This is a genomic window from Rhodoblastus sp., assembly GCF_041915505.1.
Classification (GTDB): domain Bacteria; phylum Pseudomonadota; class Alphaproteobacteria; order Rhizobiales; family Beijerinckiaceae; genus Rhodoblastus.
In genome coordinates this window covers 1-11,995 of record NZ_JAYSBG010000081.1, presented here as the reverse complement: position 1 = coordinate 11,995, position 11,995 = coordinate 1, and the positions used below count along the sequence as shown (strand labels likewise).

The window sequence follows — 11,995 nt, the reverse complement described above, 5'->3', positions numbered from 1 at the left end:
GGCATAGCCGCGGTGATGCTGGTCGCGACCGCAATCATCGTCGCCGCCGCAGCGCTCTATGCGCGCGCCAAATTCGCAACGCCGGACGACGTCCCTGAGAGCCGGAGCGCCCTGACCTTCTGGACCATGCTGCAAGCGATCTGGGCGGCGCTGACCATCATTTTCATCGGCGGCGACCTGTTCAATTTCTATGTCGCGCTGGAGCTTTTGACTTTCGCGGCCGTGCCCCTGGTCTGTCTCGACGGTCGCCCCGAAACGCTCGCCGCCGCCTTGCGCTATCTGCTGTTCGCTCTGTTCGGCTCGATCTCCTATCTGCTCGGCGTCGCTCTGTTCTATGGCGCCTATGGCACGCTCGATATCCCGCTGCTGGCGCAACGGGTCCAGGCGACGCCGGTGGTGTGGACCGCCGCCGCCTTGATGACCGGCGGCCTGCTCGCCAAGACGGCTCTGTTCCCGCTTCATCTCTGGCTGCCGCCCGCCCATGCCAACGCCCCGGCGGCGGCGAGCGCGGTTCTGTCCGGCCTTGTGGTCAAGGGCTCGTTCTTCCTCATCCTGCGGCTGTGGTTCTTCGTCCTGCCCGCGCTGCCGCAGGGCGCGCCGGCCGCCATTCTCGGCGTTCTCGGCGCGGCGGCCGTGCTGTTCGGCAGCGTGCTCGCCTTGCGTCAGGCGCGGCTGAAACTGCTGATCGCCTATTCCACCGTGGCGCAGATCGGCTATCTGTTCTTCGTGTTTCCGCTCGCCGGCGGCGTCGGCGCCTGGACCGTGCTCGGCTGGCGCGCCGGCATGATGCAGGTTCTGGCCCACGCCTTCGCCAAGGCCGGCATGTTTTTTTCCGCCGGCCTGCTGGCCGAAGCGCTCGGCCATGACCGCATCGCCAAACTGGGCGGCGCGGCGCGCGCCCTGCCGGTGACCTTCCTCACGCTCGGCCTCGGCGGCCTGTCGCTGATGGGCCTGCCGCCGAGCGGCGGCTTCAACGCCAAATGGCTGATGCTGCAAGCCGCCGTCGCGTCCGGGCAATGGATCTGGACTCTGCCGGTGCTCGCCGGTGGCCTGCTGGCCGGCGGCTATCTCTATCGCATTCTGGCGCCGGCCCTGTCGGACGGGGCTGTCGCCCTGAAGGCCACGCCGAAGCGTAGCCGCGAGGCGGTCGCGCTGGCGCTCGTCGTCATCGCCCTCGCGCTTGGCTTCACGCCGCAGAGTTTCTTCGGCTTCCTCGATATCGGCCGTCCGCTGGCGGCGGCGGGCTCGCCATGACCTCTTTGCCCTCGCTGCTCCTCGTCGCCACCTTGGCCGTCCCGCTGGCGCTGCTGGCCGCCTGTTTTGTCGCCGACTGGCGCCCGCGCGCGCTGGCGCTGCAAGGCTTTGCCCCCATTCCCGCGCTCGCCGCCGGCCTGTTCGGCATGAGCGCCACGCCGCTGTCGTTCGATTGGTCCGGCTTGGGCTTCACCTTGCGCCTCGATCCGCCCGGCGCGCTGCTGCTCGCGGTCGCGGCTTTGCTCTGGATCGCCACGAGCCTCGCCTTGTACCGCGACCGCGCGGCCGACGAGCGCTTCGGTCTGTGCTGGCTGCTGACCATGATCGGCAGCCTGGGCGTCTTCGTGGCCGGCGACCTGGTGTCGTTCTATCTCGTCTACGCCTTGGTCAGCATCCCGGCCTATGGCCTGTTCGCCTTTTCCGACAATGCCGAAAAGAAACGCGCCGGCGCCATTTATCTGGCCTTCGCGCTGGCCGGCGAGGCCGTGCTGCTGCTGGCCTTCGCGCTGCTCGCCGCCAATGCGCCGCAGGGCGGCGCGCGCATCGCCGATGTGGTCGCGACGTTGCCCGCCTCGCCCTGGCGCGACGCGACGCTCGCGCTGATTGTCGCCGGTTTCGGCATGAAGCTCGGCCTCGTCCCCTTCAACGGCTGGATGCCGCTGAATTACGCCGCCGCGCCGATTCCCGCCGCCGCCGTGCTCAGCGGAGCGGGCGTCAAGGCGGCGGTGATTGGGCTGATCCGCTTCCTGCCGCTTGGCGTTCCGCTCGCCGGCTGGGGTGAGGCCGTGACGGCCCTCGGCTTCCTCACCGCCTTTTACGGCGTCGTCCTCGGCCTGACGCAGGACAATCCCAAGACCATCCTGGCCTATTCGAGCATCAGCCAGATGGGCGTGATCGCCGCCGCGCTCGGCATGGGGCTCACCGCCGGCGACGCTTCGGCCTCGGGCGACGTCGCCTTTTACGCGGCCAATCATCTGCTGGTCAAAGCGGCTTTGTTCGTGACCATCGGCGCGCTCGCCGCCCGCGCCGCGCCACTGGCCGGCTGGACGCTGACGCTCGCCGCCACTCTGGCGCTCAGCCTCGCCGGCCTGCCGCTGACCGGCGGCGCCCTGGCCAAACTCGCCTCCAAGGCGCAGTTCGCGCAAGGATGGCCGGCCGTGCTGGCGACCCTGTCGTCCATCGGGACGGCGCTGCTGATGACCCATTTCCTGGCTCGGCTCGCTTGGCCGCCGCCGGAATCGGCCGACGAAACCCCGCCGAGCCTCGTTCGGTTCTGGCCGGCGGTCGCGCTGGGCGCGATCCTGCTGCCCTGGTCCTTCGCGTCTTCGTTCGGTGATCCCGCCAAGGCGCTGGAATGGGGCAAGCTGTGGGATGGATTGTGGCCGGTCGCCGTGGGCGTGGCGCTCGCCTTCGGTCTGCGGCGGATCGGCTGGCCGTTGCCGAAAATTCCGGCCGGCGACAGCATCGTCTTTTATGAAGCGGCCTTCCGCCGGCTTCTCGCGCTCGGCCCGGTCGCCGAAAAGACCGACGCCCGCCTGCGGCAATGGCCGGCGGCGGGCGTCTCGTTGCTGGCGATCATTCTGGCCTTGCTGGCCGGCGCCTTATCAGGCCGCTGACGCGGCCTTGGGCTCCTCGACCCGGAAGAAGATCACGTAAAGCGCCGGCAGGACGATCAGGGTCAGCAGGGTGGCCACGAACAGGCCGCCCATTATGGCGAAGGCCATCGGTCCCCAGAACACCGTCGGCGCAATCGGGATGAAGCCGAGCACGGTCGAAATCGCGGTCAGCATGATCGGCCGGAAGCGCGACACCGCGCCTTCGACGATGGCGTTCCACAAATCCCGGCCCTGCTTGCGCTCCGCCTCGATCTGCTCGATCAGGATGACGGCGTTGCGCGCGATCATGCCCATCAAGGCGAGAATGCCGAGAATGGCGACGAAGCCGAGCGGCCGACCGGAAATCAGCAAGGCCATGACAATGCCGATCAGGCCCATCGGCACCAGGCAGAGCACCATGGCGAGCCGGCTGAAGCTCTGCAATTGCGCCATCAGGAAGAACAGCATCAGGAACAGCATCAGCGGCAGCATCGCATAAACCGACGCCTGCGAGGCCGCGCTTTCCTCGACCGTGCCGCCGATAGCAATGCGATAACCCTTCGGCAGATCGGCCTGCAGCTTTGCGATCGCCGGAGCGAGCGAGGCCACCGCCGCCTCGGGCGTCGCGCCCGGGACCACATCGGCCTGAACCGTCAGCGTCGGAACGCGGTCGCGCCGCCAGACCAAGGGATATTCCTGATCGAAATCGAAGCGCGCGATCTGGCTGAGCGGCACGGTGCGGCCGGTCGGCAGCGGCACCTGCAGCGACGCCAGAGTGTCAAGCGAAACGCGCTGTTCGTCCTGCGCCCGGGTCACGACATCGACCAGATAGATGTCGTCGCGGACCTGGGTGATCGGCGCGCCGGTCATCACCGTGTTGAGATAGGCCGAAAGCGCCTGCGAGCTGAGGCCCAGCAACCGAGCCTGATCCTGGTCGATCTCGACGCGGACCTTGCGGGCGGGCTCCATCCAGTCGAAATTCACCCGGCGCAGATGATTGTCCGAGCCGAGAATGGCGCCGAGCTGCAAGGCGATCGCCCGCGTCTGGCCAAGATCCGGCCCGCTGACGCGATATTGCACCGGCCAGCCGACCGGCGGGCCAAGCTCCAGCGGCGACACGCGCGCGACGACGGACGGCAACTCCTCCGCGAGCTTCTTCTCAAGCGTCGCGTGCAGCCTTTCGCGTGCGGCAACATCCTTGGCGATGACCACCGCCTGGGCGAAGAAGTCATTGTTGAGCTGCACGTTGAGCGGCAGATAGAAGCGGATCGCGCCGCGCCCGATATAGGTGCTCCAGCTCGCGACGTCCGGATTGTCCTTAAGCATGGCGTCGAGCTTGCCCGCCGCGCGGTCGGTGGCGAAGATCGAGGCGTTCTGCGGCAGAGTCAGGTCCACCACCAGTTCGGGACGGTCCGAGGCCGGGAAGAATTGCCGGGGCACCAGCGGCAAAGCCAGCAGCGAGACTACGAAACAGCCAAGCGTCACCGCGACCGTGATCCAGCGATGGCGCATGGCGGAAAGCAGAATCGAGCGGAACGTCTCAACCACGCGGCTCGGCATTTCCTCGGCCTTTTTCTCGGGCTGCTTGAGCAGCCAGACGCCGAGCAAGGGCGCGAACAGCACCGCGACGAACCAGGAGACGATCAGCGCGATGGTCACCACCGCGAAGATCGAAAAGGTATATTCGCCGGCGGACGACCGCGCGAAGCCGATCGGCACGAAGCCGGCGGCGGTGATGAACGAGCCGGTCAGCATCGGGAAGGCCAGCGAATCATAAGCGACGGTCGCCGCCTTTTCCTTGCTGTCGCCGGCCGCCATGCGCGAGATCATCACATCGACCGTGGTCATGGCGTCGTCGACCAGCAGGCCGAGCGCGATGATCAGCGCGCCGAGCGAGATGCGCTGCAGATCGATGCCGATGAATTCCATGATCGGGAAAATGATCGCCACCGTCAGCGGGATCGAGAGCGCGACCACGGCGCCCGGCCGGAAGCCAAGGCTGACGATGCTGCAGGCCATGATGATGGCGATGGCCTGCCACAAGGATTCCATGAATTCGCCGATGGCGTTCTTGACGACGACAGGCTGGTTCGAAACCAGCGCCACATCGACGCCGACCGGCATGTCGGCCATGGCGGAATCGAGCGCCTTCTTCACATTCTGGCCCAAAGCCAGAATGTCGCCGCCGTCGCGCATGGCGATGGCGAGGCCGATCGCGGGCTTGCCATCGACCCGGAACATCGGCTGCGGCGGATCGGACAGCGACCGCCGCACCTCGGCGATGTCGCGCAGCCGGATCAGCCGGCCATTCGACAGAAAATTGACGTCGAGCAGGTCGTTTTCGGATTTGAAGGCGCCGGTGACGCGGATCGACAGCTTTTCGTCGCCGGTCTGGATCGCCCCCGCCGGCAGCACCGCGTTCTGGGCCTGCAGCGCCGCGACCAGAGCGGCGCGGTCGATGCCGAGGCCGGCGAGCTGGCGGGTCGAGAATTCAACATAGATCTGCTCGTCCTGCGCGCCGAGCAGCTCGATCTTCGAGACATCCGGCACTTGCAGCAGTTTCGAGCGCACGTCCTCGACATAATCGCGCAATTCGCGATGGCTGAAGCCATTGTCGGCGGTGAAGCCGTAGATCAGGCCGAACGTGTCGCCGAAATCGTCGTTGAAGCCGGGGCCGACCACGCCTTGCGGCAGGGTGCGGCGCATGTCGCCGACCTTCTTGCGGACCTGATACCAGATGTCCGGTACTTCCTTGGCGGAGGTCGAGCCCTTGAGATTGACGAAAATGGTGGTCAGGCCGGGGCTGGTATAGGAGCGCAGGTAATCGAGCCCCTTGGTCTCCTGCAATTTGCGTTCGAGCCGCTCCGTCACCTGGGTCAGCGTGTCCTCCATGGTCGCGCCGGGCCAGGCGGCCTGCACGATCATGGTGCGGAAGGTGAAGGCGGGATCCTCGTTGCGGCCAAGCCGGAAATAGGACGCGAGGCCGGCGACGACGATCGCCAGCATCATGAAAATGGTGAAAGACCTGTGCCTGAGCGCCCAGTCCGACAGGTTGAGACCGCTCATGAGGCGGCTCCCAGCAGCCGGACCGGCTGGCCGGGATGGAGCGCCTGCACGCCCGCTGTGACCACGATCTCGCCGCCGTCGAGGCCGCTGGAGATCACCACCGTGCCGGGATCGAAGCGCAGCACCTCGACCGGCTTCAACGCCACGGTGAGATTGGCCGGATCGACCACCCAGACCGCCGGACGGTTCGCGGTCGCGGTCAAAGCGCTGGCCGGCAGCGACACGCCATGGCCATGATCGACCTCCATCCGGCCCGAAACGGTCGCGCCGAGCCGCATGGCGGCGGGCGGCTCATTGACCGCGACGCGCACCTTGAAGGTGCGGGTGACCGGATCGGCCTGCGGATCGACCTGCCGCACGCGCCCCTTGGCGGTGACGGTCGGATCGTCGGTCAGAGCGACGATGACGTCGGCGTCCGGCGGCGCGGTGCGCAGCACCTGAGCCGGAACGTCGAATACCGCGTCCCAGCCATTGTCGCGCGCGACCGTGAACACCATCTGGCCGGCCTGCACCACTTCGCCCGATTCCGCCGCGCGGCGGGTGATCGTGCCGGTCACGCCGGCCTTGAGCTGGGTATAGCCGACGCGATCCTCGGCGATTTCGACCTGGGCCTTGGCGTCGTCGACCGCCGCCTGGGCGGAGCGCAAAGCCTGCTGGGCCTGGTCGAACACGGCGCGGGTCGTCCAGCCCTGCCGCAGCAGGGTCTGCTGGCGATCAAAATGGTTGGAATCCTGCACCAGCCGCCCCTGGGCGGCCGAGAGCGCGGCGCGGGCCGAACGCAAGGTGTTCAGCTCGTTCTGCGGATCAAGCTTGGCGACCACCTGATCCGGCGTCACGCGATCGCCGGTATCGACGGAGCGCTCGATGATCCGGCCGCCAATACGGAAGGCCAACGCCACTTCCTTCTCGGCCTGGATCTGGCCGGTCAGGACGATGGTTTCGCCCAGGCCGGCTTTTTCCACCACCACCGTACGCACGGGGCGCGGCGGCGGCGCCTCTTCCGCCGTTTCGCGCTTGCAGCCGGAAAACAGCAGGAGCAGGGCCGGAACGGCCGCGAGCATCAGGCTCGACGCGCGACGCTTTGGGTGGGTGAAGCCATAAGACGACACGTTGCGATCCTTTAGATTGGCGTCCGGACGAAAAGGCGGCGTGAGCCGAAAGCAGCGTGCGAAAAAGTGGATGCCGGTTATTCGCTTACGCGTACCTTCGGTTCGCAAAAACGCTGCGACGACAAAAGAATTTAGAGTCGATTTCGATCGAATCGAAATCGACTCTAGAAGGAGCCCACAAGAGAGCCCAGGATGATCACGACGACAAGGGCGATCGTCGCGCCCACGATGCCGACCATGAAAACGTCCTTGTAGCTCTTGCCGTGGGTCGAGCCGCAGACGGAGAGCAAGGTCACGACCGCGCCATTATGCGGCAGGATGTCGAGCGTGCCGGACCCCATCACCGCGACGCGATGCAGCAGCGCCGGGTCCATGCCGATCGCCGCGGCGCGCTCCAGATAGACGCCGCCGAGCGCGTCGAGCGCGATGGTCAGGCCGCCCGAGGCCGATCCGGTCAGGGCGGCGAGCGTGTTGGTCGCCACGGCCAGCGAAACCAAAGGTCCGCCGCCGATGCCGAGCACCGCGTCGCGCACCATGTTGAAGGCCGGCAGAGCGGCGACAACCGCGCCGAAGCCGACCAGGCTGGCGACGCTGATGACGGGCAGCGCGGAGGCGTTGACGCCGGCGTCCATGGTGGCGCGCAGATTGGGCAGGCGCCGCCCGTTGAGGGCGAGGACGGCCACAATCGCAAGGGTCAGCGCGGTGAGCACGGACCAGACGCCGGTGACCGCGGCCGGCGATACGCCGCCCCATTCCGGCTTCGACAGGTAGCTCAGGTCGAGACGCGGCAGGACGATCAGCGACAGGACGAGATTGACGACAATGACCACCGCGATCGGCGTCGCCGCGGTCCAGAACGCCGGTTTGGTCACGGCGGCCTCGCCATGCCCGATTTCGGCCGGATCGAATTCATGCGAGGCGGTGGCGCGCTCGCGCAAGGTCTCGTCGCTCGCAAGGGCGGCGGCCGATTTCAACTCGCTCTCGTCGCCAAAGCCCTCGCCGCGCGCCCGCGCGGCCTTTTCCTGACCGCCCAGCCACCACATGCCGAAAGCCAGCATGATGACGGAGGCGATGATCCCGAGGCCCGGCGCCGCGAAAGGCGTCGTGCCGAAGAAGGGCATGGGAATGGTGTTCTGGATCGACGGCGTGCCGGGCATGGCCGACATGGTGAAGGTCGAGGCGCCGAGCATGATCGCCGCCGGCATCAACCGGCGGGGAATATTGGCCGCGCGGAACAGGTTCACCGCCATGGGCGCGATCACGAAAAAGGCGACGAACAGGCTGACGCCGCCATAGGTGACGATGGCGCCGCCAAGGACCACGGCGAGAATGGCGCGCTGGGTTCCGAGCTTTTGGGTCATGTAATCGGCGATGGCCGTGACCGAACCGGTGTCCTCCATCAGCTTGCCGAACAGGGCCCCAAGCAGGAACAGCGGGAAGAACTGCGCGAAAAACCCCGCAGCGCTGCGCATGAAAGTCTGGGTCCAGTGGGCCAGCAGCGGCTCACTTGAGAAAAAAGCCGCCACGACGGCGGCGATCGGCGCGAGCAGCAGCACGCTCCAGCCCCGGAAGGCCAGCCAGATCAGCAGGCCGAGGGCGACCAGAATGCCGAGAAGGCCGATGAGATCGGAACCGGTCATGTGCAGCGCTCCATCAGCATTCTTGGAGAAGGACGTCGAGATCGGCGGTCGCGCGCTTGCCGACATCCGCGCCGTGGGCCTGAAGGAATTCGTCGGCCGCCTTGCGGCCCTCGGCCTTCAGCATCTGGAGGAACGGCCCTTCGGCGTTGAGCTTGGACGAGGCGCCGAATTCCGCCAGCTTGTCGGTGAGGATGCGATGGGTGCGCATTTCCGCCCAGCGCCGGCCTTCGCCCGTGCCGGGATCGGCCGCCTGCCGCAGCAGGGCGATCATGCGCAATTCCTTCATCAGCGGGGCGTTGAAGGAAATCTCGTTGAGTCGGTTGAGAATCTCGCTCGCCGAACGCGGCGTGTCGCGACGCTCGCGCGGATTGATCTGCACCAGCAGCACGTCGGTGGCCTCGCTTTCGCGGACCAGCGGCGAAATGGTCGGATTGCCGGCATAGCCGCCGTCCCAATAGGGCTCGCCGTCGATCTCGACCGCCTGGAACAGGGTCGGCAGGCAGGCGGAGGCGAGCAGGACCTCGGGAGTGATTTCCTTGTTGCGGAAAATGCGGCCGCGGCCTGTATGGACATTGGTGGCGGTGATGAAAAGCTTGATTTCCGCCTCGTTGAGATGGGCGAAATCGATGCTCTCCTCGAGGATGGCGCGGATCGGATTGTGGCCGAACGGATTGAGATTATAGGGCGAGACCAGCCGGCTCATCATGTCCATCATGACGTACATCGGCGAGGTGTCGAGTGACCAGCGGTTCATCAGCCGGTCGAGCGGCGAGCGCTGGATCGGGCTGAAGCGCGCGGAGTCGGCCACGCGAGCCCAATAGGCGTCGAGCGCCTGCCGGGCGCCCTGCGCCCCGCCCTGCATATAGCCGCTGACCAGAACGGCGGCGTTCATGGCCCCGGCCGAAGTGCCGGAAACCGCCTCGATCTTCAGCCAGGATTCCTCGAGCAGACGGTCCAGCACGCCCCAGGTGAAGGCGCCGTGCGAGCCTCCGCCCTGCAAGGCCAGATCGATCATGACCGTTTCGCGGCCGGTTTTCGAATTTCCTTCCGACGTCTCCGCCATGCGCGCCTCATTGCGAAAAAACCGCGCGAAGCCCCCGCGCTGGCGAAATCGGCCCCGGCGTCCGCCAAAAGCCCGCCCGGCGACGCCCACTCCGCTGTGCGGCGCACCAAAACGTGGCCTTTCTCGCAAGCATGGCCGCCGTCGTCAACCGCCTTTCCCGGCTGACTTTTTCTATTTCTTTGTTCTGACGCCATAAATTGACCAAATTGTCGCGCGGCAGCCGTCCCGATCGCGCTTTTCGGCCCGCGCCGCCGCCTGATCGATGATTTTTGTAACGCTTGTCGCGCCGGACTTTTCGACTTGACGATTTGATCAAATCACGCGGCGCGCCGCGCTTCCTTCGCTTGATCAAACCATCCAGTCCGGCGTCGCGGCGCTCGTTGTGCGCCGCATCAAGAAAAAAGCCTTCCATGACGAGCGCCCGGAAATGCACCGGAATCCTTCTTGTGCGTCGCAATATTCCGCGCCCTGGGCCGCGGCTGGCGCCGCGCTTGCCATCGAAAGCGCGCTAGCCGCGCCGAAATCGCGCGGCGCTCAATGATAATCAACGCAGGGAAACGCCATGGCATTGCTCGAACGTCACGAATGGTACGACATCGCGCGCTCCACCAACTGGACCCCGAAATATGTTTCCGACGTCGACCTCTTTCCGGACGTCATGACCGGCGCGCAAGGCGTGCCGATGGAGAAATGGGAGGTCTATGACGAGCCCTATAAAACCTCCTATCCCGAATATGTGCGCATCCAGCGCGAGAAGGACGCCGGCGCCTATTCGGTCAAGGCCGCTCTGGAGCGCAGCCGCATTTACGAGGACGCCGATCCGGGCTGGCGCTCGATCCTGAAATCCCATTACGGCGCCATTGCGCTCGGCGAATATGCCGCGATGAGCGCGGAGGCGCGTATGTGCCGGTTCGGCCGCGCGCCGGGCATGCGCAATATGGCGACCTTCGGGATGCTGGACGAGAACCGCCACGCCCAGATCCAGCTCTATTTCCCGCATGAATATTGCCCGAAGGACCGTCAGTTCGACTGGGCCCACAAGGCCTATCATTCCAACGAATGGGCGGCCATCGCCGCGCGCCACGCCTTCGACGACCTGTTCATGGCGCGCAGCGCCACCGAAATCGCGGTGATGCTGACGTTCGCCTTTGAGACCGGCTTCACCAATATGCAGTTCCTCGGCCTCGCGGCGGATGCGGCCGAAGCCGGCGATTTCACCTTCGCCAGCCTGATCTCCTCGATCCAGACCGATGAATCGCGCCACGCCCAGATCGGCGGCCCCGCCTTGCAGGTTCTGATCACCAACGGCCGCAAGGCCGAGGCGCAGAAGCTGGTCGATATCGCCATCGCCCGCGCGTGGCGGATCTTCTGCATCCTGACCGGCCCGTCGATGGACTACAACACGCCGCTCGAACACCGGAAGCAATCGTTCAAGGAGTTCATGCAGGAGTGGATCGTCGGCCAGTTCGAACGCGCGCTGATCGATCTCGGCCTCGACCTGCCCTGGTACTGGGACAAGATGATCGCGGAGTTCGACTACCAGCACCACGCCTATCAGATGGGCCTGTGGTTCTGGCGCCCGACCCTGTGGTGGAACCCCGCCGCCGGCGTGACGCCGGAATGCCGTGAATGGCTGGAGGAGAAATATCCCGGCTGGAACGCCAGCTTCGGCAAGGCGTGGGACGTCATCACCGACAATCTGCTCAATGGCAAGCCGGAGCTGACCCTGCCGGAGACGCTGCCGATCGTCTGCAACATGAGCCAGATTCCGATCTGCGCCGTGCCCGGCGACGGCTGGAACGTGAAGGATTACCCGCTCGAATATGAGGGGCGGCTCTATCACTTCAATTCTGAAATCGACCGCTGGGTGTTCGAGCAGGACCCCGCGCGCTATCGCGATCACATGACTTTGGTCGATCGCTTCCTCGCCGGCCAGATCCAGCCGCCAGACCTGATGGGCGCGCTGATGTACATGAATCTGGCGCCCGGCGAGATCGGCGACGACGCCCACGGCTATGCCTGGGTCGAGGCCTTCCGCCAGCAGAAACAGGCCGCCGAGTAAGCGGATTTTTCGCGCGGCGCCCCTCGCATCGGCTCGGCGATAGCCCGTCGTCAGACGGGCGTCTCCGACGCCCTATGAAGTTCGTTCCTAGCCGGCTGACGCCGGCGTCTCCTTCCAACTTTCAGAGGACCCGAAAATGGCCCTGTTCCCCATCGTTTCCAATTTCCAGCACGATTTCGTCCTGCTGCTGGTTCCGGTCGATACCG

Annotated in this window: 8 protein-coding genes; 3 read left to right on the top strand and 5 right to left on the bottom strand. The window is 66.0% G+C overall.

Features of this window, described 5'->3' with window-relative positions; genetic code table 11:
* Together ACE3S9_RS07400 and ACE3S9_RS07395 are read left to right on the top strand one after the other, a co-directional pair.
* Positions 1-1,254: complex I subunit 5 family protein (locus ACE3S9_RS07400; RefSeq protein ID WP_374545801.1), on the top strand; the 1,254-nt coding region annotated here is incomplete at its 5' end.
* Positions 1,251-2,870 (top strand): proton-conducting transporter membrane subunit, encoded by a 1,620-nt coding sequence (locus ACE3S9_RS07395; protein ID WP_374545800.1) that lies wholly within the window; start codon positions 1,251-1,253, stop codon positions 2,868-2,870. The genes ACE3S9_RS07400 and ACE3S9_RS07395, both read left to right, overlap by 4 nt.
* On the opposite strand, the gene ACE3S9_RS07390 is transcribed toward ACE3S9_RS07395, so the two are convergent.
* The 5 genes from ACE3S9_RS07390 to ACE3S9_RS07370 all read right to left on the bottom strand — a co-directional run bounded on the left by ACE3S9_RS07390 (position 2,859) and on the right by ACE3S9_RS07370 (position 10,139).
* Positions 2,859-5,915, bottom strand: a complete 3,057-nt coding sequence (locus tag ACE3S9_RS07390) for an efflux RND transporter permease subunit (RefSeq protein ID WP_374545799.1) — start codon at positions 5,913-5,915, stop codon at positions 2,859-2,861. The two genes, ACE3S9_RS07395 and ACE3S9_RS07390, sit on opposite strands and share 12 nt — an antisense overlap.
* Positions 5,912-7,024, bottom strand: coding sequence for an efflux RND transporter periplasmic adaptor subunit (locus ACE3S9_RS07385; RefSeq protein WP_374545798.1), 1,113 nt, complete (start codon positions 7,022-7,024; stop codon positions 5,912-5,914). The genes ACE3S9_RS07390 and ACE3S9_RS07385 overlap by 4 nt, the downstream gene beginning before the upstream one ends.
* 164 nt (positions 7,025-7,188) lie before the next feature.
* Positions 7,189-8,646 (bottom strand): GntP family permease, encoded by a 1,458-nt coding sequence (locus ACE3S9_RS07380; protein ID WP_374545802.1) that lies wholly within the window; start codon positions 8,644-8,646, stop codon positions 7,189-7,191.
* Between the two features lie 31 nt (positions 8,647-8,677).
* Positions 8,678-9,727, bottom strand: a complete 1,050-nt coding sequence (locus ACE3S9_RS07375) for a patatin-like phospholipase family protein (RefSeq protein WP_374545797.1) — start codon at positions 9,725-9,727, stop codon at positions 8,678-8,680.
* A gap of 7 nt (positions 9,728-9,734) precedes the next feature.
* Positions 9,735-10,139 (bottom strand): hypothetical protein, encoded by a 405-nt coding sequence (locus ACE3S9_RS07370; RefSeq protein ID WP_374545796.1) that lies wholly within the window; start codon positions 10,137-10,139, stop codon positions 9,735-9,737.
* A gap of 150 nt (positions 10,140-10,289) precedes the next feature.
* On the opposite strand from ACE3S9_RS07370, the gene ACE3S9_RS07365 reads away from it, so the two are divergent.
* Positions 10,290-11,789: a toluene monooxygenase gene (locus ACE3S9_RS07365; protein ID WP_374545795.1), complete on the top strand. Its 1,500-nt coding sequence runs from the start codon at positions 10,290-10,292 to the stop codon at positions 11,787-11,789.
* Positions 11,790-11,995 lie beyond the last annotated feature (206 nt).

What these genes read in the sequence shown, in the direction of transcription:
- ACE3S9_RS07395 (WP_374545800.1), top strand. Translation starts at nt 1,251, where the DNA reads ATGACCTCTTTGCCCTCGCTGCTCCTCGTCGCCACCTTGGCCGTCCCG.
- ACE3S9_RS07375 (WP_374545797.1), bottom strand. Translation starts at nt 9,727, where the DNA reads ATGGCGGAGACGTCGGAAGGAAATTCGAAAACCGGCCGCGAAACGGTC.
- ACE3S9_RS07365 (WP_374545795.1), top strand. Translation starts at nt 10,290, where the DNA reads ATGGCATTGCTCGAACGTCACGAATGGTACGACATCGCGCGCTCCACC.
- ACE3S9_RS07370 (WP_374545796.1), bottom strand. Translation starts at nt 10,139, where the DNA reads ATGGAAGGCTTTTTTCTTGATGCGGCGCACAACGAGCGCCGCGACGCC.
- ACE3S9_RS07390 (WP_374545799.1), bottom strand. Translation starts at nt 5,915, where the DNA reads ATGAGCGGTCTCAACCTGTCGGACTGGGCGCTCAGGCACAGGTCTTTC.